This is a genomic window from Haloarcula sp. NS06 (genome assembly GCF_051122755.1).
Taxonomy (GTDB): Archaea; Halobacteriota; Halobacteria; order Halobacteriales; family Haloarculaceae; genus Haloarcula.
In genome coordinates, this window is sequence record NZ_CP184844.1 from 403,204 (window position 1) to 428,546 (window position 25,343).

Here is a 25,343-nt window from a genome sequence, read left to right on the forward strand (position 1 = left end):
ACGAACCATGTCCCAGGCAAAACTGGTCTACAGACCGACACCCAATGAACCGCTGAGCGAAACCATCGTCCACGCCGTCGCCGACACGCTGGGTGTCGATCCCGTTGATCTCGATGACCGAATCAGTGACTGTATCGACCCTGATGCGCTGGATCGACTGTTCCGTCCTGAGGCGGATGGCACCCCGAGTCCTGACGGACTGGTCGTGTTCAGTATGGCTGGCTGTCGTATCGAAGTCGAAGGGAACCGTTCGGTGCTGGTGACACCGTCCCGCGGCGGCCCAGTGGCGACCGAACTCGAAGCGTAACTCGCGCGGTTGTTCTGCTGATGCTATGTAACTTCATTTAGAGAAGTATTGTCATCAGCAAACGTAGTATTGTCACCTTATTTTTACATCTCTCTCACAGATCCCCGCTATTTTTCAGTAAGTAGATATTTCTTTTGTGGTAGCAATTGAAAAACTGGTACGTAACTTGGAGTAAAGCGGAGTAAACACTTTGTTAATAGTATCCTACTAACATCCTACGCGTCAGTACCACTATAAGCGCAACTTCGCCTCTCGAATATATGGACCGCGGACACCAACTGATCGGAACCGGCTCGCAGTCGGGCAAAAGCGCAAAAGCAGTGACCGTTCAATCTGAAGAAGTAGAACAACCCAAACACCAGTTAATCGGATATTATTCTACCGACGGTACCGAGACTCAGGATGCAACTGTCGGGGGGCAGTCACAATGAGTGTTGAGTCACCGGCGGTTGATGCACAGGACCTCCTCGAAGAGGTTCGAACAACCAGCCTCCCGGACCAGGTTGCAGAACTGGCAGATGAATACGAACGAGTCTGTGGCGAGCGTGATCGGTTCCTCTGGCAGTGGATCTACTCGCTATTCCCCGAGTTTACGCTCTCCTCTGTCGACCCGGACCACGCCGACCACGTCCGGACACAGAAGACGATACTCACGATGTACGTCACGATTCTGGACGACATCGTCGAGAACGACGGAGACCGAGACACCTTCGAAGAGGCCCGACGACTCGTCCAAGACCCGTCAGCCGTAGACCCGAGCCGTGCGGCGGTAAGCGAGGAATATTTCTCCTTTATTGAGCGTGTGTGGCGGGAGTTCGAGGGGGGCTGACTGACGCACCGCGTGTCGAAGAGTTCTACGACGTCTTCACCTACGATATGCGACAGACGCTAAATGCGATGGACTACAGCGCTGTTGTCAATGAGAACCCACGGATTGCGAACCTCAGTGGGGCCGAAACCTATGGGGCGCATAACATGGTAATGTTCCCCTACGCGGCCGTTGACCTCATGTACTCGCCGGAATTCGAACTCGCCGACTACGGCACCGTTCGGGACCTCATCTGGGACCTACAGGAGATGGCTCGTATTGGCAACTGGCTCACGACCTGGGAACGAGAGGTCAAGGAAGGGGACTACACCGCGGGAATCGTCGTGTTGGCCCTTCAGGAAGGGTTCGTTACACCTGAAGAGCTGGAAAACCCGGACGGGAAAGCTGAACTCATCGACAAAATCAAAGCCGAACAGTTCGAGGCCCGGTTCCGGGACCGGTGGGCCGACATCTATCAGTCCGTGCGTGACCGCGAGTTCGATACGGATAGTGTCGACCTTGACGCGCTGGTGCAGGGCATGGAAACAGTGTTCCAGTACCACGAAGCCAGCCGCGGACACAAGTAACAGAGCGGCGTTTCGCGGTCTGCAGAAAGGGGCGAACTGATTCTGTGTGTGAAGCAGGTACCTGCCGTGCCGTCAGTCGTCAGCGACGAGCGGTTCCTCGTCGTCGGCGACGAGGCGGTCCATCGCATCGACCATTGCGCGCACCGATGCCCGTGTGATGTCCGAGTCGCTGGCGGAGACGACGACGTGATCGTCGCCGCGTGACATCTCGATTTCGACCGTAACGAGCGCGTCCGTCCCGCCGGTGATGGCGTCGACGTGGTAGTCTTCGAGCGTCGCATCGGCGGTGTGTGACAGGGCGACCTCGGCGGCGTTCATCGCGGCATCGACCGGCCCGGAACCGACCGCTGCCTCCTTACGTTCCTCGCCGTCGACCGAAAGTCGGACGCTCGCTGTCGGCGTATCGGAGCCAGAAACGGCGGTCAGGCCGAGCAGTTCGACTCGGCGGTCGCGTGCGTCGCCGGTCACCTCGTCGGCGATGGTCAGCAGGTCGGCATCGGTGACGCGCTTACCGCGGTCGCCGATCTCCTTGACGCGGCTGACGATCTCTGAGAGTTGGTCATCGGTAACCTCGACATCGTGTTCGTCAAGTGCGGCCTCGACACCGGCTCGGCCCGCGTGTTTACCGAGCGCGAGTCGGCGTTCCCGGCCCACCTTCTCCGGCGGGTACGGCTCGTACATCGAGTCGTCCTTGAGCGTGCCGTCGGTGTGGATGCCTGACTCGTGGGTGAAGGCGTTCTCGCCGACAACCGCCTTGTTTGGTGCCAGCGGAATGCCGGTCCGATTGGCGATGAGCTGGGCGAGGTCGTACACTTCGGTGAGGTCCATCGACTCGACGCCGTAGCCGTGGTCGAGCGCGATGGCGACCTCTTCGAGAGCGACGTTGCCGGCACGCTCGCCAATACCGTTTATCGTTCCGTGGACGAGGTCCGCACCCGCTGCGATGGAGACTAAGGCGTTGGTCACTGCCAGCCCCAGATCATCGTGGGTGTGCGTGCTGACCGGACCGAGGTCCGAGAGCCGTGAGACACATTCGAGCGCGCGGTCCGGCGTCGCGTGGCCGACGGTGTCGGCCCAGCAGATGCGGTCCGCGCCGGCTTCGACGGCGGCGCCGAGCAATTCTTCGAGGTAGTCTAGATCGGCCCGTGAACCGTCCTCGCCGATGACCTCGACCCAGAGCCCGTGGTCGACGGCGTACTCCACCAGTTCGACGGTGTTGTCGACGTTTTCGCTCTTGGAGGTGCCGACCTTCTGCTCCACGTGCTTGTCACTGGCCGGAACAACGAGATTGATGCCGTCGACACCACAGTCGAGCGCGAGGGCGATGTCGTTCTGGATACCGCGACAGAAGCTGGTGACAGTGCTGTCGAGGTCAAGCCCCGCGACACGGGAAATCGTCTCGCGCTCGCCGGGCCCGGTACAGGCGCTCCCGGCTTCGATGACGTCGATACGCGCCGCATTGAGCGAGCGGGCGATATCGGCCTTGTCATCCGGCGTCAGCGAGACGCCGGGGGCTTGCTCGCCATCACGTAGCGTCGTGTCGAGAAACTGTACCTCACCGACATCTGAGAGCGCACGCATCGCTGGGTGCCCCTCGAACAATGTGTTCTGACTCACAGAAGATGCTCCATCACGCGCCACGAATTTCGCGGCCAGCCGCCTCGCGGCGACTTCCTCTATCCTCCGTCGGGTGTTCCGACATAGTGGTGTCTACTCTAATCTTCACGGTCTAAAAGGTGACGGAACTGACTACCACACCTCATGCCTGTCGTGTTCAGGATTCCAGACGGACCGTGTCACCTTCGGAAACGTCCGACGCCGCACCCCCGGGCAATTCGATGACAGTATCCGCGTTCGCGTAACCGACCGAGCGCCAGGGTTGCAGGGTTTCGACGGCCTGGACCTCTTCGTCGACGAGCCAGAGCACATCGAGCGAGAACCGGACGAATAACATATGGATGAACTGTCGGCTCGCGTGGTCGAATGGAAAGACGAGCGCGTAGTCGTCGGGAATCGATGACCGGAACATCAGCCCCCGGCCCTGTTCGAGCATCGACTCGGCGTACTCCACCTCCGTTGCCAGCGGGCGTGCCGCGCCGTCGGGGTCGTGAACGAGCCGCATACCACCGCGGAGGTCGTAGGCAGGCAAAAAGTCTTCTGTCGGAGCGGAGGGTTTGAGGGGCAACGGCCACTCACTATATCGTATGGAGAAGGCCCCCGGGGGGACGTCCGTCGGCGTTGATGACCCGTACGATCACGTCCAGCGGTGTGACTTCGTTACCGGCGAGGGGAAGTGTCGCTGGGCACGCGAACACGGTCATCACGACCCTGAATTCGCCAATGCCCGGAGTGGCGACGACTTTCGCTGTCCGGCAGCAATTACGCCCGACGACGCGGATGCAGACGCAGAGCCGGAGTGGGACTGGGCCGACTGCCCGCATTTCCGCTCCCGGAACCACGACCGGGAGTGTGTTCGGTGCGGACTCGAAGAGCGGCGGATGGCCCACTCTGCGGACCGACCGCTGCTGGAGGAACACCATCTCTCGTACCGCGACGGCGGCGATGAGCTCTCACACGAAATAACGGTACTTCTCTGCCGGTGGTGTCACGCGAAGATTCATCAATCGTGGGCGCGACTCGACGACGACGCGAATCCAGACCCAGACGCCATCGCACAGCGTGAGCAACGCCGCTCTAAGGAGCAATCCGAACTGGGCTTCGAGTCGGCGGCCGACCGCTACGACGACTCATAGACGTGCTAAATATCACATCTGATAATTACTGCCGCACAGATAAGTGGGCACGTCGTAACCAGTTACTAAGGTGACCCCTCCGGCGCTCACGAAACAGTCGCTGGGGACGGGATATGTCGTCGCAACGGGCGTCGTGATTTCCGGCGCATTACTCGCCCACGGCATGTCTATCGTCCGGCCGTCCCCGATAGACGTGGTCATCCTCAGCGTGGGGTTGACACCGGCGTTAGCCTTGGTAGCGGCGAACTACTGGCTACCGGTGAGCGGACTGTCCGGCGACCAGATATGGACCGCGGCGGAGTGGTGCGGGCTTGGCATCGCGCTGTTTACCGTCATCAAAATCGTTGTGTTGCTCGCCCCAGTCCCACAGTCCTCAATGATCCCGTCGATACTTGCAAGCGGGGTCGCAGTCGGCGGGTTTGGTGGGGTTTTGTTCGGGTGGCTGCTGGAACTCCGGCGGTCCAGACGTCGTCTCGCCCAGAGCAACGAAGTGTTGTTTCGAGTGTTCAGGCATGACCTTCGGAACGACCTCAACGTCGCACTCGGACACCTCGGTGAACTGCGGCGGGAGACGGCAGAGCGTGGCAGGCCCGAATCACGTGCACATGTCGAGCAGTTGAGCGGGACTATCGATGGCATCATCGAGACCACCGAGAAGGCGAGGCAGATAGAGTTCGCGTTCGATGCGGACCGCCGTGCACAGGAGCCGATCGACCTCGTGCCATGCGTCAGGGAACAGGCAAAAAAGATCACACAGTCGCACCCGGAGGCCACTGTTGAACTCGACCTCCCTGAACAGTCGCGGGTGTACGCCGATTGGATGCTCGACACCGTGTTCCGGAACGTTATCGAGAACGCAGTCGTCCACTGCGAAGAGACCCCGACACTGTATATTTCAGTCGAAGAACGCGATCGAACCGTGTTCGTTCATATCGGGGATAACTGTCCATCCATTCCACAACACGAACGGGATGTCCTCAATAGCGGCGTGGAGACACAACTGTGTCACTCAAAGGGAGTCGGACTGTGGCTGACGACGTGGATCGTCGAGAGTTACGGCGGGGCAGTACACCTCACGACCTCGGACAACGGCAACACCGTGACGCTGGAACTGCGCGGCCCGACAGTCATCGACGAGGTTCGCCAGACCCTTCGAGAGTGGCCCTGAGGCCGGATACAAAGGGCCCGTCGACCGCATCAGGAGATATATACGCCTTCGTGGCCTTCGCGTCAGTAATGACCCAAATCGACGTAATCGACAATCACGGACAGTTCACGCACCTGGAGCAGCGCGCGCTCCGGGACATGGGCGTCGATGTCTCGCTCAGGGACAACACGACACCTCCCGAGGAGATCGACGCCGACGGCATCGTCCTTTCAGGCGGTCCGGACATGGACGATATCGGGAACTGTTCCGAGTACCTCGACCTCGACGTGCCCGTGCTCGGTATCTGTCTGGGAATGCAACTCATCGCCGACGAACTCGGCGGCCGGGTCGGCGGCGGCGAATACGGCGGCTACGCGGACGTAACGGTCGACATCCTTGATGAGGACGACCCGCTTCTCGGCTCGCTGCATCCCGAAACGCGTGTGTGGGCGAGCCACGCTGATGAAGTGAAGGAAGTACCGCCCGGATTCGAGCGGACTGCGACCTCCGACGTTTGTGGCGTTGAGGCGATGAGCAACACGGACGAGGCGATATACGGCGTCCAGTGGCATCCGGAGGTCGCCCACACCGAAGAGGGCGAGAAAGTGTTCGAGAACTTCTTGTCAGTCTGTGACCAGCAGTCTGTCGCCCGCCAGTAACCGTCGGGGAAGAATGTAACTGGTTTTATATTCGCTCGTAGGGTGTGATACAAAAATGACGGCGACACAGGGCAATCTCGCTAACCTTTCGCGGTTTATTTTCAGGGCTCCGACCTGGTATACGAGCCTGGCCTTTGCGCTGGTCATCGCGGCGATGACCGGCATCGTTGCGTTCGACTCGCGGTTCATCCTTGATGACGCCTGGCAGGGCGTGTTTCTCATCGGCCTGCCGACCTCAATCGCCAGTGCCGTGACGCCGTGGGTCGACCGACAGCTGGGTGGACAGCTAACCCCGAACCGGGCCACCCTGCTTGCGGTCATCTGTGAGCTCATCACAATCGCGATGCTGACCATTGCCGGCGTTATCGCCATCTTTACTGTCCGCCTCGGCCAGAATTTCGTCTTCGACGTATTGCTGGTCGCGCTGGCGTCGATATTCGCCTTCCGGCTACTGATACTGATGGCTGTCTCGCGGCATTCACTCCTGAAAGCGGCGATTCCGGCGAGCGTCCAGACAGTCACGGCCGCCGTGTTGCTGGCAATATACAGCGGGGCGACCGCGTTCATCCTCGATAACCCGATGCTCCGGGAGTACCTTTCCCGCCCAGAAGAAGTACCGCCGCAGGTACAGGGGTTTATCCCACAGGATTTCACCATTCTCGCGGTTATCTGTGTCATCTACGCGCTGGCGGTCTGGCTGTTTCTGGTCGTCATCGACCAACCGTGGCGCTCCTCGCTCGGCGTGTCCGCGCTGGATTTCCTCCGGGGTTTCATCGGCCACATCGCGGAGGGGACGCGCGAACTGGAGGAGTTCTTCGAGGATATCGGCGAAGAAGCAGTCGTTCCGGTCACCTTGCTATCGGTCCGCCGGCCGAGTGGCGAGGAGAAAGCCCGGTTCGTCCTGCCGATGATTCACCCCGGTCCGATGGGTGAAATCGGCGGCGGGAACCTCCCCAGACGCGTCGCCGAGTCAGCCGACGGCCTCGCCTTCCCGCCACACGCGACCGCCGGTCACGACTTCAACCTCGTCACGGAACGGGAAGTCGACAAGATCCTGTCGACGGCTGAGACAGCGTACCAGCGTATCGAGTACGACGGCCAAGCGACGGCAGGCCACCGGGTCACCGAAGGCGAGGCCACGCTGACGGGACAGGCCTTCGGCTCCGACGCGCTCGTCGTGAACACGTACGCACCGGGCTGTGCCGACGACGTGGAGTACGCCGTGGGACTCTCGGCAATGTCGGAAGCACGGGCCGACGGACTCGACGACGTGCTTCTGGTTGACGCGCACAACTGCAACGACGGGCTCGAAGGTGACGACCTCGGCCACGTCGTCCCCGGCAGTCAGCGGTCCTTCGACATGCTCCACGGGGCTGGACAGCTTGGAAGCCTGCTCACGGACGCTGAAACTGGCCAACTCAGCTGTGGCATCGCCTGGGACGAAACCCCATGGGAGCCAGAGGATGGCATCGGCCCGCTCGGAATCCGCGTTTGTGTCTTCGAGGTCAACAACCAGCGGACGGCGTACGTGCTCATCGACGGCAACAACATGGAACCGGACCTCCGCCAGCGCATCATCGACGCTGCCGAAGGCGTGGATATGATGGAAGTGATGACCAGCGACACCCACATCGTCAATACTGTCGAGGCCGAGAATCAGGTCGGACAGGCCATCCCCGAGAAAGAGATCATTGCGCTCATCGGGGACCTCGTCGACAGAGCCGTCGCCGATCTCGAACCCGTCGAAGCCGGGATGGCGAGCGAACAGGTGACTGTGACAGTGTTTGGTAACGACCGAACCGAGACGCTGGCCTCGACTGCCAACGCGATGGTGTCGATGGGTGGTGCGCTGGCCGCGGCGTTTATTCTCGTCGTCATGACGATTAGCGTGCTGATTTTCCTGCTGACCTGAGTCGTCGATCAGATACATTCCGTCTGAGACCCAGTGCTGTCACTCGGCGAGTTGTTCCGTCAGAGAACCGATGGAGAGATAATGACCATTTACCACATCTTAATATCTTATTGACATAATCAAATCGAGGACAACCGACCAATGGTTCACTCGAATGCCTGCGTTGAAGGACTTCAACGTCTGTTACCTATGAGAAGACTCAAAAATAGTTAGATTTCATACTACGATGGTACAAATAAATATCCACAGTCATGAACCGACACAATTCATTCGCGCCTGCGTGAGGCCAGCCAGCTGTATGGCTCTCTTTCAGGTGACAGTAAGTATCTATAGTAAATGATACAGTACCGAGCAGTATATATAAAGTCCGGCCTGTTATATAATGCTGTATGTCATGACAAATACGCAACTAGAAGCAGCGGTTGACATAAGTACAAACTCGAATAGGGCTATCAATAATTAGAATCGTTCTGTTTTCTCCTTTTAGTTTGAAAGTGTATTTTCCGACGTTACTGCCTCTAATGGCTACAGTATCGCTGACGGGGACAACTGACCGCCGATCGTTCTTTCCAGTTAGTGAGACAGTCCAGACGTCTTTATACTGAGTACCTTCCGCTGGCTCCGAACAGAAACAGTCGACATTTCTCATATTTGATTGTTCTGGGCAAACGTTTATTCATACCGACATCTCAGCCATATCTATGCCGATGAAATACTATCTAGAGGTTGCCGCCCAGTCAATTAGCTATGACAGCGAACGCATCATTGAAATTCCGCCTATCACTGGTGACAGTCGCTGTAATCTAAAAATACGATAATTAATATAGATACGATACTTTCAGCATATGCTTCCCAATACAGAGTACCCTCCAGCAGTGGTCTCCTTGGCCCTGCTCGTCGGTGCCTTGATGATACTGAGTCCGCTGGCAACAGCAAGTGTGGCCGCAACCCATGACAGTGACGATTTGCGGTCCACGATTGGACCCACAGTATCGGCCGAACAAGTGAGACTCTCACCAACCCAATCGGTTGGAACGTCACAGAATACGACGCCAGCACGGACCGAAGCATCGAATGCGACGTCTACACCAACACCTACGGCGACCCCAACACCGACACCCACACATACCGCGACGCCAACACCTACGCCCACACATACTGCGACGCCAACACCTACACCCGCACATACCCCAACGCCAACACCCACACACACGGCGTCGCCGACACGAAGTACGCCATCTGCTCCCACACAGACAGCAACACCTACGTCCACGCGTACGGTGCAGGAGACCGAGGAGAGCACCAGAACACACATCGACGCACCGTCAGGAATTGCAATCGCGAACCTCTCAGCGCCGGACCGGGTACGCCCGGGAGAAACGTACACGGTGACAGCGATGGTGCGAAACCCCACCGAGGAGGTCCGCTCGGAGCGGATTGAATACCGGTTCAACGAAGCGACAGTGAACAACCGAACAGTCGTATTAGATGCCGGCGAGTCGCAGGAACTCCGTTTCAAGCAGACCGCTGACGGACGGATGACTGGTACAGAATCGATCGATACGGGGACGTACGTGCACGGCGTCCGCAATGAGTCCGGAGAAGGTGTGCCACGGTATGTGCGCATAACGCCGGATATCGATCTGACAATTAACGGGTTCCAAGATCCCGTAACGGCACCGAACGACCGGCAGTTTATCGTACTGGCGACCGTCTCGAACCCCGGTGAAACGACGGTCACACGGGAGGTAACCTACCGCTTCGCAGGGAAACCTATCGCCGAAAAGACTGTCACAGTAGGTGGCGGCGAGCGACAGCAGGTTGCGTTTGCTGTCACCGCGGACCGGATCGAGGCAGCGACTACAGGCGTCAAGCGCGGCCGGACCTACGATCATAGTATTAGTACCGCCGGTGGAGCCAGCATCGGTGACGCCGTCCAGCTGCAAAGTGGATCTGGCGCGAGTGCGGACTCGCTCGCGGCTCAGGAGCCGACGTTTCCAACAGACGTCCGCGAAGGCGAGCGTCACATAGTCGCAGTAACTGTCAGAAATGTTGATACAGCCGCGTTCGACGGCCAGTTCGTCTACCGAATCAATGGGACCACTGTCGCGACGCGGAGTATCGAGATCCCCGCGGGGGAACGACAGACCGTCGAGTTTGCTGTCGCGTACTCAAAGGTCAAGCGAGCAGTATTCCCACTCACTTCACATCCCGTCACACAGTCTATCACTGTCGGGAACACGTCCCTCGCCAGCCACGATGTCACAGTCCATGGAAGTACCACGGAGACAGCGGCGACTCCAATACCACGAGAAACACCGACCTTTGCGAGCCAACCGGACAACGACACCGGAACAGACGGCGAGACATGTGAACGGGGCTTTTTCAATGAATGTGGGGGAACGACCCTTGATCAAATGACGTTGACACTCGTCGGGACAGTCAGTTCTGTCTTTGCGATGCTCTACGAAATGGCTAGGGGAGCCTGACAGATGGCTCGAGGACTTCCCGCTGTCTGGGGCTCAATCTTTGGCGGTCCGATGATTGCGTCCGGTATCTACTTCTACTGGTTCGCCGCTACGTACCCACTGGTCGCGTCACAACCCGAGACGCCGCCCTCGGTTGGACTCATCACGATGGGGTTCGGTCTGTTCATCACCGGAATGGGGGTGTATGTCCACTCCGTTGCCGCGCCTGAAGCGTTGCAGTTGCGCGACGGCGAGCACATCGTCGAAGACCGAAAGCCTGCACAGCGAAACGCGCTCGCAGAGGCCGGGATTGCTGTCCCCATTCTCGGACTCGGTGGCTACCTGCTGTACGTCACTCAACGCCCGCTGTACCAGCCAACACTCGTGCTCGCTGGCGGACTATTCCTGTTCTCCAGAGGACTGTATCGGTACTGGCAGAACACGCTCACCACCTACTTCCTGACGAATCAGCGAGTCGTTGAAGAGTACCGGTTCGTCTCGCTCCGCCGCAACGAGGTCCCACTGCAGAAGGTCCGCGGTGTTGAGGAATACCGCTCTGTCTGGGACTCCCTGTTCGGGCTGGGGAACGTTGCCGTACGATCCGGTGCTAGCGGTGGACTGACAATCTCCATCAACCAAGTGTACGAACCCGCTGAATTCGGTGATCTGGTTCGTTCTGAACTCACACCGGAGCGAGATGGGGATGTACCGTTCGAAGAGGGACAGACCGCGACGACTGGGGCGACCGGCGGCACGTCGGACTCGCCCACAGTTGCTGACGCCGACGATACCACGGACAATGGGTCGGACGCAGCCAGTCAGTCTGACAGCGGAGCGAGCCCGCGATAGCTACTCGTCGCTGGACTGACCTGACAAGACGTGTCCACCCTCAACGCGATTTCTGCGATAACTGATGCGTCCTTCCACTGCGTGCGGATCAGAACGCAATCCTATGTACTGTTCAGATGTAGACAAATGATGTAGCGCCGAGGAGGAGATTTGAACTCCTGAGTCCGTGAGGACAGTTGCTCTCGAAGCAACCGCCTTGGCCAGGCTAGGCTACCTCGGCTCATCCCTCAGTACCGCCGTTTGCTCTTTAGGGGTTTCGATTTCGGACTCGACACCCCTTTATCCGACCCGTAACATGACAGGCTATGGATGCTACCGAGGCAAGCGAGGTGTCGAGTCAGATCCTCGATGAGATCGGGGGTGCCGTCATCGCTGACCGCGGCTTCTTCGAGACAGTGCTGCTGGGAGTCGTCGCGAAGGGCCACGTCCTGCTTGAGGACGTGCCCGGCACAGGGAAGACGCTGACCGCCCGCAGCGTCGCAACCGCGCTGGGGCTGTCCTTCTCCCGCATCCAGTTTACGCCGGATCTCCTGCCAGCAGATATCACGGGGACACACATCTTCAACGAGGAGTCACGGAGCTTCGAATTCACCGAGGGACCGGTGTTTGCCAACGTCCTGTTGGCCGACGAGATCAACCGCGCACCGCCAAAGACCCAGTCCGCGCTGCTCGAAGCGATGGAAGAAGGACAGGTCACTGTCGACGGGGACACGTACGACCTGCCCGAACCGTTCTTCGTCATCGCCACCCAGAACCCAGTCGACATGGAGGGGACCTTCGAACTCCCCGAAGCACAGGTCGACCGGTTCCTGGCAAAGACATCACTCGGCTATCCTGACGACGAAGGCGAGGTCGAACTCCTCCGGCGGCGTGCCGGTCGAACGACACAGAGTCCGACCGTAGAACCGGTTCTCAATGCCGAATCAGTCAAAGAACTCCGGAGCGTTCCGGAGACGGTTACCGTCGACGACGACCTGCTGCAGTACATGGCTGACCTCGTCCGGGCGACCAGAGACGACTACCGCGTGGATGTGGGGGTCTCACCGCGTGGGACCCAGCGGCTGTTCGAAGCGACGCGAGCGATGGCGACGATTACCGGCCGAGAGTACGTTGCGCCGGACGATATCAAGCGGGTCGCACAGCCAGTGCTGGCCCACAGGCTCGTATTAACGCCTGATGCCCGCGTCGAGCAAGTCGACAAGGGAACCGTCATCCAGAGCGTCCTCGATGAGGTTCCCGTCCCGACTGTCTAACCCCACGTCCAGTGAGCGTCAAGCGCATACCGATACACGCCAGTGATGACAATGGCCCCGCCATTACCGACCAGCGGCACGACGCCGCCCCAGGTAACAAACGCGTAGAGGAGACCCAATTGGAGCGGAATCGCCGTCCCACGGACGAGGTTTGTTTTCCCTAACCCGAGTACGTACTCCTGCAGGCTCGAATGCTGCGACCGGTGGAACGTCCAAGCGTTGTTGAGAGCGTACTGTAGCAGAATCGTACATTCGATGGCGATAGCGGCTGCGAAAATGTAATTCAGGCCACCGACATCGCTGAACAACCATAAGAGCGCTTGCTGAACCGACGCGGCAAACACACCGACGAGGAAAAACCGGATGAGTTGCTGTCGCCGGGCCGGTGTGACGACAGCAGACGCCATACAGCCTTACTGATAACCGAGTGCCTTTAATCGTGCTGTTATCTCGTCGGATGCCTCGGTGTTTCCAGCCTCCGTCCCGTCGCTGTCGAGTGTAGCGAGGTGGTCAGCGACGGCATCCGACAAGCGGTCGAGGACGGTTGCAGGCGGGTCGGCGTCTGTCGAGTCCGAACACAGATCGACCTGTTCCTCGGGGTCATTCGTCCGGTCGTACAGTTCCTGGTGGCCTGATTCTGTGAATTCGATGTACGTGTAGCGCTCATCGCGTGCGCTGAGGAGGAGTTCCCCGTCCGCACGGCTCCGTGGAATTGGCTGGCTGGTCACGCTTTCGCCTCGGACCGCTGCGGAGACGATGGGACCGCGGTCCTCGATAGCCGTGCCGTGGACCGCCGGGGCGACGGAGGCCCCGTCCCACTCCGCCGCCGGCGTGAGCGACAGCAGATCGCACACTGTCGGCGCGATTGTGTCGAGGCCGACCGGCGTCTCGACCGACTGGTGCTCGCTTTCTGGCGTCGAGACGATGTAGGGAACATCGATGAGTTCCCGATAGAGCTTGGGGTAGTGGGCGAGATGGCCGTGTTCGAGGAATTCCTCGCCGTGGTCGCCGGCTACGATGACGGCAGTGTCGTCGCGGTGGCCTTCAGTTTCAAGGGTATCGAGGAGCCGACCGACACTGGCGTCGACCTGCCGGACCGTCGCCTCGTACAGCGTCCGGAGCGTCTCGAGCGTCCGGTCGTCGACTTCCCAGCCCAGCCCGGTTCGGAGGTGGGAGCTGAGCATCCGGAGGACACCGAAGTGGTTGTCCGACACCTCGCGGATATGCCGCGGGGCCGGGACGTACGGCGTGTGCGTGTCCATGTAGTGGACCCACAGGAAGAACGGTCCGTCGGTCGACTCCAAGAACTCAGTGGCGTGGTCTTCGAGGTCACCCATTCGGGACACATCGGCGAAGGGGCGTTCGTCCGACCCGCCGCTGAGAACGGTCGCAGCGCGCCGGAACGGCGAGGTTCCCAGTTGGACCCATGCCTGAATCGTCGGATGGGCTGCCAGGTACTTGCTGTAGCCGCCGCTATCGACGAACGGTTCGAACTCGTCGAACCCGCGGTCGTACCCCCAGTGGTCGGTGAGAAAGCCGTTTGCGGCGTTAAACCCAGCTGTCTCGATGCCGGCATCGGACACCTGCTCGGCCAGCGTTGGTGTCGACGCCAGACCGATGTCTTCGGTTTCAGTGAACACCGGCCGCGATCCGTGAATGCTAGGGAACGAAAATGGCGTCCAGTTCCCCTGTGCCACGGCGTTTTTGAAGACGACGCCCGACTCGGCGAGCGAGTCCATGACAGGGGAGACGCTGTCAGTGCCACCCAGCGCGTCAGCCCGAAGCGAGTCAACCGTGACTAGCACCACGTTATTCGTTGCTGGGGCTGTCATAACCGACCCACCTTCCCCCTCACTCGCAATGTTACCGACGTATCGCGTCCGCAGACTGGGGGTTGCACCCAGCATGTGCCACCGTGTTTTCTCATACCCCCTATACCAGACACTGAATACTGAACGTTCCGGATAAATTCAGAGGCGTATAATAGAACCATACACTGATAAGGTAGAATTAAGTAGCCTTGTGAAACCCTCAAACGCCGATAGGTCTCAGCAGGCGGCTGAATACAGGGAGGTATATCTCGTGCAGTGTTCTATGAGAGAATGACTGAAAAGTGAAATTAACGAAACAATTGATACAAGGCGACTAGAATGACCCAGACACAGGGCTGATGACCGAACACAAACACGAAAACCAGCAACTCTGGAACGAATGGAGCGATGATTTCCAAGCGTTATGGAACGCAAATACCGTGGATGGGGAGCTTCCGCCGGCGCCATCGCCATTCGGTTCGGATGGTCCGGGCGAGCCTCAACCCGATATTCTTGATTCAGTTGCAGAGAAGGACTACGTCGAACTAGGATGTGGGGGCGGCCAAGCAAGTGTCGGGACCGCTGAGCTTGGTGCGGAAACTGTCGTCGGAGTGGATATCTCAGGCGAACAACTACAGCACGCACGGCAGTTGCGAGATTTCTACGGCGTTGATGCACAGTTTCTCAAAGGAGATATCACGAACCTCCCGCTCCCCGACGACAGCTTCGATGTAGCGTCTTCCGAGACAGTCTACCAGATGATCAAGCATCTCGGTGAGGCGTTTCGAGAAGTTCACCGCGTTCTCCGAGATGGCGGCATCTTCGTCCTCAGCGTGCCACACCCCATACACGAGAGTCTGGATGTCGAAAAAGAGATTTTCGAACGCAGCTACTACGACACCGGTCGGCGGGAAATCACGATTAACGACGACTATGAAGCGAACTTGATCGCCTTTGATCACACGGTTGCCGATCTTCACAATTCTCTCGTTGATGCCGGATTCACCGTCAAGCGTCTTCTCGAACCACGGCACCACCAGACCACACTCGATGATCGAAACGATAGCGATCTCCCCGAACTACTGTGGAAGGTGCCGGGGAGCGTTCGCTTCTGGGCCGTTGCAGAGTGAACGTATGAACGGACTTCTGTAGGGGGTGTACAATGTTTACGTGTGATCGTCTGGATGATTGCTGACTACAAGCTCTCTATTCACCGCGCCGTTTGTATCACCGCTTGAGAGTTTCAACAGAGCCAATTAAACCCCCTCTCCGACAATGACAATCTTGGACGTATTCGATGACCGACCAGATTCAATTTCGGTCCTACAACGACCGGGACGCCGACGCTGTCTGGCGTCTCCACGAATGGGCGATACGAGCGACTGGCAACGACCCCAGCGACATCCCCGGAACGTCGGACCTGCAAAACATCGAGACGCGGTATTTCGACAGCGGCGGCGCGTTTCTCGTCGGCGTCGTTCCCACTGCCGACGACGAACTCCCGGAAACGTTCGACGGCGGCCTGGCCGCGATGGGCGGGTTCCTCCCGAATGACGTCGGCCACGCGGACGAGCGCACCGTCCCCGGCGCGGCCGAGCTCCACCGAATGCGGGTCGCTCCGTCCCGACAGCGGCGTGGCTACGGTCGTCGCCTCCTCCACCAAGTTGAACAACAAGTGGCCGAGCAGGGATACGACGTCCTGCTTGCGACGACATCACAGAGCCAGCCCGCCGCGGTCGCGTTCTACCGTGACGAAGGGTATCAGGAGGTAGACCGGTCAACACAGGGCGAGTACGAACTCGTTCATTTCGAAAAGCGGCTCTGACTGTAGCGCCGGGTCGGCGTTCAGTCGCCGCTGTAGGCGTCGTCAGTGTCCTCACCGAAGGAAGTGTTGAGTCCGCCTGGGCTCTCTCGGTCTTGCTCACGCATACTCTGTCGCGTGAACTGCGGCTTGGCGCGGACGGCCTTTTTGGAGCGGAACGACCACCACAGCGCCAGTGACAGGCCGACGGTTCCAGCGATACCGACACCAGTGGCCGGTAGCGACGCTTGCGTGTATAGGAATGCCGTCGAGAACAGTGTGCTTGCGAGCAACATCCCGAGGATGAGTCGCTTGGTCATCGTCGCGAGCAGACCATCAGAGTCCTCGATGTCTGCCTGCACGCGGAAGTCCTCCCGCTCGACTCTGTCGAGGGCGGACTCCAGTTTTGGCGGGATCCGGACGGCCGACCGAGCGGCGTCGGACACTTCGGTCGCCCGGTCCTCGACGAAGTTCCGCACGCCCTCTGCGAGATATCCTTCCTCGCGGAGGTAGTCGGTGGCAACGCCGATGAAGTCGAAGTCCTCGTCAAGAGTGACACAGACACCCTCAACGACCGTGGCGACGCGCAACACGAGCGCCAGGTTTGCCGGCAGACGAAGCGGGAACTCGTATATCGTGTCTTCGACCTGCTGAATGATCTGTTGGACACGGTACTGCTCGATGTCCTCGCCGCGGGCGTCGGCGATGGCCAGTTCCATCACGTCACCCATCACCTGCCGGTCGGCCTCAGGCGAGAGCGTCCCCATCTCGATAAGAGCATCGAGGATAGCGCTGATATCCTGATCGGCGACAGCGGCGTAGAAGTCGATGATCTTGTCCTGCACGAACGGGTCGACCCGGCCGGACATCCCGAAGTCGTAGAAGACGAGCGTCCCGTCGTCCTGCACAGCGAGGTTCCCGGGATGGGGGTCGGCGTGAAACACGCCGTCGTCGATAATCATCTGCAGGTACGCCCGCTGGAGCGTCTCGGCCAGCTCCGTCCGGTTGATCCCGCCCGCGTCAAGGCTATCGATGTCGTTGATTTTCGTGCCGGGAACGTACTCCATCGTCAGGACGCGCCGGGTGGAGTGAGACTCCTTGACATCGGGGATACAGATGCGGTCGTTATCCCTGAAGTTCTCTCGAATTTCGGTGAGCATCCGACCCTCTCGCTGGTAGTCCATCTCCTCGCGGATAGTCTTCGAGAACTCGTCGGCGAGCGTCTCCAGCGAGAACGACCGGGAGTCGTCGATGAAATACATCAGCAGGGGGAGCGACCAGCGGACGACCCGCAGGTCGGCCTCAACGAGCGCTTCGATGCCCGGGCGGCGAATCTTGACAGCGACTTTCTCGCCGTCGATTTCTGCCAGATACACCTGTCCGAGCGATGCGCCGCTTATCGCCTCTCTTTCGAATTCATCGAAGCGGTCATCGACGGGCCCCAGCTCGTCCTCGATGACGACCCGTGCCTCGTCCCAGTCAGCCGGTGGTACGCGGTCCTGCAGCTTCGAGAACTCCTCGATATACTCCGGGGGCAGGACGTCCGGCCGCGTCGAGAGGATCTGCCCGAGTTTGATGAACGTCGGGCCGAGCGTTAGTAACGAATCGAGCAGCTGTTGTGCACGTTCGCGACGCTGTTCGGGCGTGACGCGGCGCGATGAGCCGATCACGAAGAACCGTTTTCGGTCTCGTGCGTACGCGACCAACAGGGGCAGGAAGTGGCGTGCAACGACGAGGAACCGCCAGTACGCGCGAAGATTCACCGGCTTGCCACCTCTGAGTCAGTCCCCGTCGATCGGGATCGTGGTGCTCGGTGCGGCTGTCGCCTTCGGCAGGCGGAGTTCGAGGACACCGTTTTCGACGGTCCCCTCCCCGCCCTGTCCGGTCGTGTCCGGCGGGAGCGGGAGTTCGGCATCAAGGAACACGGAGCGGTCCTCGCGGACAAAGGTGAACTCGCCGGGCACGTCCTTGGTCCGTTGCCCGTCGATCCGAAGGCGGCCCCCTTCAACAGTCACGTCGATTGTCTCCGCGGTCACACCCGGTAGATCGAGCACGAGCAAGTATTCGTCCTCGGATTCGAGCACGTCCGCGAACACGGCGTCGGGAAGGTCCCGAAGCGCTTCTCGCAGGGCAGACATACGCTCGTCTAGGTGGTACGCTGTGGTAAACCCGACGGTCTCTGCTACTACAGGAGTGTGGAGAGGAGTGCGATGCTACCGACGATAACCGCGAGAAGCCCGAATACAGTTTCGGCGATAGCACCCCGAACAATCCGCCGGGCAGTGCCACGCTCGCTGGTGTCAGAGATAACGAACACCGGCGTCGCGTTGCCATCCCCGACGATAGCATCGACCAGATTGCTGCCCCACGCTGTTGCGGGGCCGCGCATCGCCTGACCGTAGACGTATACATCCTCGCCAACGTCCAGTCGACGCTCGGTAAAGCGCTGTTTGTTCCCTAGGCTGATCTCCGTCACGAGCAGGTTCACCGACCCGTCCTGCGCCTCGACGCCCTCCGTTCGCTCGACGTAATCGGCTAGGCGCTCGGGGAGTTCAGTCCCCGGAGAAACCGTCACAGATTGGGATTCAAATCGTACGTCCGCCCCGTCTGGGTTCACTCGAACGCGTGCGTTCCCGTCGTCAACGATGAAGTCGACGCCGTCCTGCCCCTCGTCCAGCGTCTCCCAGTTTGAATGTTTGCCCGACGACCGGTACTCCTCGACCTCGTAGGTGTAGGCCAGACACTCGCTACCGGTAAAAGGGGCGGTGACGGTTCCGGCATCATCGCTGGCGACGGCTGTGCCAGTGATTTCGACGGGACCAGTGTGCCCGTCGAGTGAGCGCACCGAGACCGGGTCGTTTCGAAGAATGTGGAACACCGTTTTGAGTTCCCGGCCGCCGCGGAAGAGGACGAAACCGCCGATGGTCAGGAACACGATGCCGACCAGTTGCGGGAGGACCATACGTCGATGCCGGACCCGACCGACGAAAAACGTTCCCAGTCCGTGTAGACATGTGGCGGATGTGCCGTGGCTACTCGGGGCGTTTTTGCCACAGTACCCACTAGCAAGGGTATGGCTGGCTCCCCGCCGTCGGAGGCCGAGTCGCTCGCGCTGAAGACTGCCCGCAGACAGCTCGGTAGCTTCGCTGTCCCCGTCGACCGTACAGACAGGATTCCGCTCTCAGTTGCTGTCGGACGAGTCCTAGCGACAGACGCGACGGCGAACAAACCTGTTGAGGAAGCAGATATCTCGGTCGACGACACCGTCTTCAGCCAGGGCCATCAGGTGCGGCCTGGCGACGTGGGACTGCTGAGAGCAACCGGCGTCTCCGAACTTCTCGTCCGCCAGCGACCGCAGATCGGAATCGTCCCGACTGACGACGAACCCCGAGCAGATGCCAGCGCAGCCGGCAAGGTCGAGACGGCGGGGTTTACGCTGGCGCAGTACGTCGACCGGTGGGGCGGGAAGGTGACCTACCGGGACCCCGTCGTCGACGATGCTCCGGCGCTCCGAATGGCCGTCCAGCGCGACCTCACCCGTGATGCGCTCGTCATCACCGGGACCGAGCCGGGGGATACGCTTCGAGAGATCGTTGCGGATCTCGGTGAGGTGTTCACCGACTACGTCGATATCGACCCAGGCCAGCGGACGGGCGTCGCTGTCGTCGAGGACCGCCCGGTCCTGCTGTTACCAGAGTCGCCAATTGCAGCACGCGTCGGTGCGGTACAGCTCCTTCGTCCGCTACTGAAGGCGTTTGCCGATGCACCGCTGTCTGCACATCCAGAGACACGAGCGACGCTGGCGGAGCAGGTCGACAGTCAGAACGCGGTCCGGACGTTTACTCCGGTCGCCGTGAGCGACGGAACGGCGACGCCGCTCCCCGGCGTTGACCTCGCGACAGCGACCCGGGCTGACGGCTGGGTATCCGTGGCCGCTGACGAGGCTGGTATCGATGCCGGAACGACCGTCACTGTGGAAAACTGGGACTACCTGCCCTGAGACGACGCCAGGTCGAGCAGCGTCCCGACGCGTTTGTCACCACGCACGCACCGGCCTGTCTCTGCCGGGGACCGCCGGCCGACGTGGACGCCATCGAGGCCTGCGTTCCACGCCGCGCCGATGTCTGACGGATTATCTCCAGCCAGCACGCCGCTGTGGCCGTTGTACCAGACATCCATCTCCCGCATCGCCAGTTCCACCGGCTTTGGATCGGGCTTCCAGCCGATGTCGTCGTCACAGCAGACGACCGTCTCGAACCAGTCGGCGATGTCCAGATGATCGAGTACCGGTTCGGTGAGGTACTGCTGGCAGTGTGTGACCAGTCCGACCGGTGTATCGAGGGTGGCGAGGAACGTCTCGGCGTCGTCGTAGAGATACGTCGCCTCGGCCCGAGCAATGGGGTCTTCCTCCTCGTGGAACAGCCGCCAGAACTCCTGCTGGTCGACGTTGCGCTCCGCAAGCGTTTGCGACCGTGTCCCACCGAATCCGTACCAGAGTGCATCCCGTTCCCGGTCGGTGAACTCGACGCCGAGGCGGTCGCCGACGGCGCCCATTACCTTCCGGGGGTACGCTGGCTCGATATCGACGAGCGTCCCGTCGAGGTCGAACAGCCAGAAGTCGTAGTCGGTGGTCATGAGGATAGATTATTTAGCGATTCTCTGATAAAGTCTTTCGGGCCCTACGACCGGTTTTGGTGTGTATAACCGCTCTGTAGCCACTGACTACAGAGCCGCGTCTCGTTTCACGTCACCTGAATCGAGCTACCGAGGTACTTGTTGACGACCTCGCGGACCGACCCGGCGTTAAACAGGGCCAGATTGTTCGCGATTTCAGCTTTCAGTGACTCCAGATACGCCTCGTCGGTTCTGAACTCACTGAACGACGCCGAAATGACTGGACAGCCGAGTTCGTCTTCGACGAGCCGACGGAAGTGCGGTTCGTCAGCGAGTTCGCCCCGCCAGAGCGTGTCCCGGAAGAACAGCCAGCCGCTTTCACCCGGGTCGTCAGCTACCCGATACAGCGTCGTCTCGAACTGGTCGGGGTCGGTCCACAGCCCATCAGCGTCTGGCTCCAGCCGGAGTTCCACCCGGAATACGTACCGGGCGGTTGCGTTGTCGGGATCAGTCGGCTGGAGGGAGGCGAGTCTATCAGTCGTGTCCACAGTCACACCGTCAGTCGTGGATGCCGTTCAGTCGCTCGGCGAGGTCGATGTCGTTTTCCGTGATGCCGCCGGCGTCGTGGGTCGTGAGTCGAACTTCGACCTCACCCCAGCGAATGGTCATCTCCGGGTGATGCCACGCGTCCTCGGCGAGGCCGGCTGCGGCGCTCAGAAAGCCCGACGCGTCCAGATAGCCGTCGAACTCGAAGACGCGAACGATCTCGTCGTCTTCGCGGGCCCATTCCTCGGGTAGCCGGTCGCTAATCTCGTCGTCAGAGAGCAAGTCTGCCATATCGGCTACGTCGGGCGGCGTGGGCAAAAAGGTGGGCGTGGTCAGTCGTCGGAGAGTCGGTCGAGCATCGCGTTCGGGATCTCGTCGCGCATCCCGTCGGGAATGTCCTCGACCGACATGCCCTGGGTGAACTCGGGCGGGGTAGCCTGGTCGGGGCCGCCGAAGTCCGGGTCGAACAACTGGAGCGCCGTGTGAATCGTCGACCAGTCATCTTCCTCCGCGGCGTCGCGTAGACTCTTGGTCGGTGCGGCGAGGATCTGCGAGACGATAGCGTCGGCCATTGCTTCAACGACCTCTGCCTGGTCATCGTCGAAGTCAGCCGCTGAAAGCGCGCTATTTATCTCTGCAGCCTTGACCTGTTCAGCACTCTCGTACATCGTCGAAATGACCCTGTCAGCGCGTTTGCGCTTGTACTGCGTGAGCAGGCGGTCGAACTCCTCGTCGACGATACGTTCGACCGCCTCAGCGGCTCGTTGCCGCTTGTTCCGTGTTTCGGCGGTCACCGACTCCAGCGCGTCGAGGTCATACACTGTCACCGACGGAAGGCGGTCCGCGCCCGCCGGGACATCACGCGGCTGGGCAATATCGACAATGGATACATCGCCGGAATCGCTGAAGGTCCCAATATCGAACACCTGGTCGCCGCTTCCCGTTGCCGAAATGACGGCACTGGCCTCGGAGACGGCCGCTTCGATGCCGTCGAGCGCAACCGCACTGGCGTCGATGTCGACTGAGTCGGCAATATGCTCCGCGTGTGGGACTGTCCGGTTGGCCACGAGTAGCCGGTCTACCTCCTCACTGAGCGCATCGGCAGCGAGCTGCCCCATCTCGCCAGCCCCGACGACGAGCGCTGTCCCGTCCGCCAGCGAACTCTCCTGTTTGAGAAGGCGAACCGCGGCGGAGGCAATCGAGACAACTCCTTCGTTGATTTTCGTCTCCGTGCGGGCGCGTTCGCCGACGTGAATCGCTTTCGTGACGCCGTCTTCCAGCATCGGCCCGATGCCGCCAACGCCGCGGGCGGTCTCATAGGCGGTTCGAAGCTGGCCGAGGATCTGGTCTTCGCCAAGCACAATCGATTCAAGCCCGGCAGCCACCCGGAGCAAGTGACGGAGACTCTCCTCGTGACCCATCTCAACAACGACGTCGTCGGGCACGGCGCGGGTAAACAGTTCGAGCGCCTCGAGCCCGGCCTCGTGATCAGAGACAACGACGTACCCCTCGGTACGGTTACACGTCTGCAGCGCAATCGCCTCTTCGACCGCGGGGTTCGCGAGCAAGGACTCGACGGCGCGGCGCTCGCTGTCTGCCGCAGCGGTCTCTAATTGGTCGACGCTTGCGCGCTCATGGGAGATACAGACCCCAACGATTGCACCAGTGTCCCCTCTCACATTTGATCACCAGGTAACTCTCCGATCACGTCTCTAGCTACTTGCTCACCCTTGGACCTGCCACTATCTAAAGCCTTCCAAACTTCCCGTGACCTGACAACGGACCTGACGGCGTCACGTCGTTTGGCCGGCGGGACCCCCCGGTCGCGCAGGTCTTCACGGAGGTCGCCGACGACCTCGGCCATCAGACCAGCGTTTCCGAACTCGTCTTCGAACTGCTCGCGAAGGTGCTTCGACAGCGCCGGCGCGCGCCCGCCGGTCGCAATCGCCAGCGTCACGGGGTCGTCCCGTACCGTGGCCGGCACGACAACGTTGCCGAACGACTGGTCGCCGTGGTCGTCGGCGCGGTTGACGAGCGCACCGTGCTCCGCAGCAGCCGTGCTGAAAGCGCCGTTTAGGTCCGCGTTGTCTGTCGCGGCAACGACCAGCGCCGGGTCGGTCCGCTCGACCCAGTCTGTGGCGTCCTCCGGCGTCGGGGCGGCCCGGATCTTGTCGGCGTCCGCGAACGCCCGGTCGGCGAACTCGGGACTGAGAACGACGACGCTCGCCTCCGTGGCGAACGTTCGGGCCTTGCGTGCGCCGACCGGTCCGCCGCCGACGACGAGGACTGTCTCACCCTCGAAGTCGTGCATGAGCGGAATCATCGGTTGGCACTCCTTGATTCGGCACTGCGGTCCTGCATACGCACGATCACGCCGTTTCTGTGTTCTGTCGCGCTCGTTCGTCCAGCCTGATACCCGTCTTCTTCAGGATGCGCGTCGAGAACAGCGTGTCCCAGTCGTCCTCGGTCACGTCCCAGTGGTCGGCCATCCGGTCGCGGACCTGCTGGATGCGCTCCTGACTCTCCGCCTCGCTTCGCCCGTGGGTCATCGCGAAGAAGTTGTACGGCCAGACACCGTCATGGCGGGGCCGCTCGTAGCAGTGAGTCACGAAGTCGAACTCGGCGATAGCCGGGCCGACTTCGTCGATGACTTCGTCGGGCACGTCCCAGACGGTCATCCCGTTCTCGCTGTAGCCAAGGGCGTAGTGGTTCGGGATGACCCCGACGCGGCGGACTTTCCCCTCCCTGTTGAACCGCTGTATCGTCTCCAGCACCCACTCGACATCGGCGTCGATTTCGGCAGCCACGTCAGCGTACGGCGTAGCAGTGACCGGGAGCCCGTCCTGGATTTCCAACACGAGGTCCAGTTCGTCAGCGGTCAGGGACTGGCTGTCCGTCGGCGTCACGTCCGGTCCCAGATCCGAGAAGTCGATATCTTGCGTTTGTGGCCCCTCAACGGGGAATTTCGCGCCGACGTGGAACTCCTGCTGTTTCGGGAGGTTGTACGTCTCCTCGCCGGTTTCGGCCTCGATGTCGGCCAGAACCTCCTCGACCCGTCCTTCCTCGGCCACCGAGAGGACGAACCACATATTCAGATGCGGGTGCTCGCGCTCGTAGTTGTGCGCGACCTCCGGGTACGCGTTTATTATCTCGGCGTGTTCGTCGTAGCTGTCCTCGGGGGCGTGGGTGGCGACGAGCGTGGCAGTGCCGCCGATCGCCTCGGCGTTGATGAGTGCCCCGAACCGCGTGAGCACGCCCGCGTCGTCGAGGTCCTGTACGCGCGCCAATAGCTCGTCCGCGTCGATGTCGACGCCGTGGTCAGCAAGGGCCGCCGCGGCCGGCTCGAACGGCCGTTCGACGACCGGGAAGCCGCCTTGGAAGGCGTTCAACACCGCCCGGTCTACCGTCCCGAGGTCTTCGCTCATACGGAAAGCTGGGGGTTCTGCGAATAAAAACAGCCCGGGACAGGCGAGCGAACGCGGCCCGCATGTCCGGGTCGCCGGAGCGTTTTATCCCCTTGCGCCCCTAGTTCACGTGTGGCAATCTCGACAGCCGAACTGGCGGTCCGGCTGCTGGTCTACCTGTTCGTTCTGGTAGGAGTGCCGCTGTGGTTCGTCCTCATGTTCCGACTCATGGACTATGCCGCACACGATACGCTCGTCGACCAATTCGGCGGCCAACGCAACGGCCGAGACACCGGGCAGCTCAACGCCTACTTCGAACAGGCCGCGGTTGAGGCAACGAACTGTCGTATCTGTGGCGCGGCGAACGGCCCCGACTACACGTACTGTCACAACTGCCAAGAGCGGCTGTCGACCGGCGATTGAC

The 25,343-nt window shown here is 60.6% G+C and carries 25 protein-coding genes, 1 tRNA gene and 1 pseudogene; 13 read left to right on the forward strand and 14 right to left on the reverse strand.

Translation table 11 applies throughout. The annotated features are described in order from the left end of the window. Positions 1–7: 7 nt before the first annotated feature. Together ACODNH_RS05795 and ACODNH_RS05800 are read left to right on the forward strand one after the other, a co-directional pair. Complete coding sequence (locus ACODNH_RS05795; protein WP_306708295.1) at positions 8–307, forward strand: HalOD1 output domain-containing protein; 300 nt, start codon at positions 8–10, stop codon at positions 305–307. 427 nt (positions 308–734) lie between these two features. After that, positions 735–1,702 (forward strand): annotated as a pseudogene (locus tag ACODNH_RS05800) (terpene synthase family protein). A 72-nt stretch (positions 1,703–1,774) separates the two neighbouring features. On the opposite strand, the gene ACODNH_RS05805 reads toward ACODNH_RS05800, so the two are convergent. Continuing rightward, complete coding sequence (locus ACODNH_RS05805; protein ID WP_434531429.1) at positions 1,775–3,283, reverse strand: (R)-citramalate synthase; 1,509 nt, start codon at positions 3,281–3,283, stop codon at positions 1,775–1,777. Positions 3,284–3,476: 193 nt separating this feature from the next. Continuing rightward, a complete protein-coding gene (locus ACODNH_RS05810; RefSeq protein ID WP_306708297.1) occupies positions 3,477–3,824 on the reverse strand; it encodes a DUF192 domain-containing protein in 348 nt (115 codons plus the stop codon). Between the two features lie 82 nt (positions 3,825–3,906). Between ACODNH_RS05810 and ACODNH_RS05815 the strand changes: the two genes are divergently transcribed. The 6 genes from ACODNH_RS05815 (at position 3,907) to ACODNH_RS05840 (ending at position 11,490) form a co-directional block, all read left to right on the forward strand. Next, positions 3,907–4,455, forward strand: a complete 549-nt coding sequence (locus ACODNH_RS05815; protein ID WP_434531084.1) for a DUF7097 family protein — start codon at positions 3,907–3,909, stop codon at positions 4,453–4,455. A gap of 70 nt (positions 4,456–4,525) precedes the next feature. Continuing rightward, entirely contained in the window at positions 4,526–5,623 is a 1,098-nt protein-coding gene (locus ACODNH_RS05820; RefSeq protein ID WP_434531085.1) for an ATP-binding protein, read from the forward strand. 68 nt (positions 5,624–5,691) lie between these two features. Next, on the forward strand, positions 5,692–6,261 hold the full coding sequence (locus ACODNH_RS05825; protein ID WP_434531086.1) for a GMP synthase subunit A: 570 nt from the start codon (positions 5,692–5,694) through the stop codon (positions 6,259–6,261). Positions 6,262–6,316: 55 nt separating this feature from the next. Beyond that, positions 6,317–8,173 (forward strand): DUF2070 family protein, encoded by a 1,857-nt coding sequence (locus tag ACODNH_RS05830; protein ID WP_306708305.1) that lies wholly within the window; start codon positions 6,317–6,319, stop codon positions 8,171–8,173. Positions 8,174–9,453: 1,280 nt separating this feature from the next. After that, positions 9,454–10,662, forward strand: coding sequence for a PH domain-containing protein (locus ACODNH_RS05835; RefSeq protein ID WP_434531087.1), 1,209 nt, complete (start codon positions 9,454–9,456; stop codon positions 10,660–10,662). 3 nt (positions 10,663–10,665) lie between these two features. Next, entirely contained in the window at positions 10,666–11,490 is an 825-nt protein-coding gene (locus ACODNH_RS05840) for a PH domain-containing protein (RefSeq protein ID WP_434531088.1), read from the forward strand. Positions 11,491–11,625: 135 nt separating this feature from the next. Here ACODNH_RS05840 and ACODNH_RS05845 read toward each other — a convergent pair. Further along, positions 11,626–11,710: transfer RNA gene (locus tag ACODNH_RS05845), tRNA-Ser, on the reverse strand. Positions 11,711–11,795: 85 nt separating this feature from the next. On the opposite strand from ACODNH_RS05845, the gene ACODNH_RS05850 reads away from it, so the two are divergent. Beyond that, positions 11,796–12,743: an AAA family ATPase gene (locus tag ACODNH_RS05850; protein ID WP_306708311.1), complete on the forward strand. Its 948-nt coding sequence runs from the start codon at positions 11,796–11,798 to the stop codon at positions 12,741–12,743. Here the strand turns inward: ACODNH_RS05850 and ACODNH_RS05855 are convergent. Together ACODNH_RS05855 and ACODNH_RS05860 are read right to left on the reverse strand one after the other, a co-directional pair. Next, on the reverse strand, positions 12,740–13,150 hold the full coding sequence (locus tag ACODNH_RS05855; RefSeq protein WP_306708313.1) for a GtrA family protein: 411 nt from the start codon (positions 13,148–13,150) through the stop codon (positions 12,740–12,742). The genes ACODNH_RS05850 and ACODNH_RS05855 overlap by 4 nt on opposite strands. 6 nt (positions 13,151–13,156) lie before the next feature. Beyond that, positions 13,157–14,575, reverse strand: coding sequence for a sulfatase-like hydrolase/transferase (locus tag ACODNH_RS05860; protein ID WP_434531089.1), 1,419 nt, complete (start codon positions 14,573–14,575; stop codon positions 13,157–13,159). A 338-nt stretch (positions 14,576–14,913) separates the two neighbouring features. Between ACODNH_RS05860 and ACODNH_RS05865 the strand changes: the two genes are divergently transcribed. After that, positions 14,914–15,684, forward strand: a complete 771-nt coding sequence (locus tag ACODNH_RS05865) for a class I SAM-dependent methyltransferase (protein WP_434531090.1) — start codon at positions 14,914–14,916, stop codon at positions 15,682–15,684. A gap of 167 nt (positions 15,685–15,851) precedes the next feature. Continuing rightward, entirely contained in the window at positions 15,852–16,379 is a 528-nt protein-coding gene (locus tag ACODNH_RS05870) for a GNAT family N-acetyltransferase (RefSeq protein WP_434531091.1), read from the forward strand. A gap of 20 nt (positions 16,380–16,399) precedes the next feature. Here ACODNH_RS05870 and ACODNH_RS05875 read toward each other — a convergent pair whose 3' ends face one another. The 3 genes from ACODNH_RS05875 to ACODNH_RS05885 are packed head-to-tail and all read right to left on the reverse strand — an operon-like array spanning position 16,400 to position 19,317. Then, the gene (locus ACODNH_RS05875; protein ID WP_434531092.1) at positions 16,400–18,118 is read right to left on the reverse strand and encodes an ABC1 kinase family protein; all 1,719 of its coding nucleotides are present in this window, start codon (positions 18,116–18,118) and stop codon (positions 16,400–16,402) included. Between the two features lie 18 nt (positions 18,119–18,136). Next, positions 18,137–18,493, reverse strand: coding sequence for an Hsp20/alpha crystallin family protein (locus tag ACODNH_RS05880; RefSeq protein WP_004957670.1), 357 nt, complete (start codon positions 18,491–18,493; stop codon positions 18,137–18,139). A 47-nt stretch (positions 18,494–18,540) separates the two neighbouring features. Continuing rightward, positions 18,541–19,317 carry a GIDE domain-containing protein gene (locus ACODNH_RS05885; protein WP_434531093.1) on the reverse strand — a complete coding sequence of 259 codons (777 nt, stop codon included), beginning with the start codon at positions 19,315–19,317 and terminating at the stop codon, positions 18,541–18,543. Between the two features lie 111 nt (positions 19,318–19,428). On the opposite strand from ACODNH_RS05885, the gene ACODNH_RS05890 reads away from it, so the two are divergent. Continuing rightward, positions 19,429–20,355 (forward strand): molybdopterin-binding protein, encoded by a 927-nt coding sequence (locus ACODNH_RS05890; protein WP_306708326.1) that lies wholly within the window; start codon positions 19,429–19,431, stop codon positions 20,353–20,355. Here ACODNH_RS05890 and ACODNH_RS05895 read toward each other — a convergent pair. The 6 genes from ACODNH_RS05895 to ahbB form a co-directional block, all read right to left on the reverse strand. Further along, a complete protein-coding gene (locus ACODNH_RS05895; protein WP_306708328.1) occupies positions 20,343–20,990 on the reverse strand; it encodes an HAD family hydrolase in 648 nt (215 codons plus the stop codon). The genes ACODNH_RS05890 and ACODNH_RS05895 overlap by 13 nt on opposite strands. Positions 20,991–21,097: 107 nt before the next feature. Continuing rightward, positions 21,098–21,517, reverse strand: a complete 420-nt coding sequence (gene lwrS / locus ACODNH_RS05900; RefSeq protein ID WP_434531430.1) for an LWR-salt protein — start codon at positions 21,515–21,517, stop codon at positions 21,098–21,100. A 10-nt stretch (positions 21,518–21,527) separates the two neighbouring features. Next, positions 21,528–21,806 carry a 4a-hydroxytetrahydrobiopterin dehydratase gene (locus ACODNH_RS05905; RefSeq protein ID WP_306708330.1) on the reverse strand — a complete coding sequence of 93 codons (279 nt, stop codon included), beginning with the start codon at positions 21,804–21,806 and terminating at the stop codon, positions 21,528–21,530. 41 nt (positions 21,807–21,847) lie between these two features. Further along, positions 21,848–23,194 (reverse strand): glutamyl-tRNA reductase, encoded by a 1,347-nt coding sequence (gene hemA, locus ACODNH_RS05910; RefSeq protein ID WP_306708332.1) that lies wholly within the window; start codon positions 23,192–23,194, stop codon positions 21,848–21,850. Next, on the reverse strand, positions 23,191–23,838 hold the full coding sequence (locus ACODNH_RS05915) for a precorrin-2 dehydrogenase/sirohydrochlorin ferrochelatase family protein (protein WP_306708334.1): 648 nt from the start codon (positions 23,836–23,838) through the stop codon (positions 23,191–23,193). Before ACODNH_RS05915 ends, hemA begins: the two co-directional genes overlap by 4 nt. A 46-nt stretch (positions 23,839–23,884) precedes the next feature. Continuing rightward, the gene (ahbB, locus tag ACODNH_RS05920; protein WP_306708336.1) at positions 23,885–24,940 is read right to left on the reverse strand and encodes a siroheme decarboxylase subunit beta; all 1,056 of its coding nucleotides are present in this window, start codon (positions 24,938–24,940) and stop codon (positions 23,885–23,887) included. A 111-nt stretch (positions 24,941–25,051) separates the two neighbouring features. Between ahbB and ACODNH_RS05925 the strand changes: the two genes are divergently transcribed. Beyond that, the gene (locus ACODNH_RS05925; protein WP_306708338.1) at positions 25,052–25,342 is read left to right on the forward strand and encodes a DUF7577 domain-containing protein; all 291 of its coding nucleotides are present in this window, start codon (positions 25,052–25,054) and stop codon (positions 25,340–25,342) included. Position 25,343: the final 1 nt, after the last annotated feature.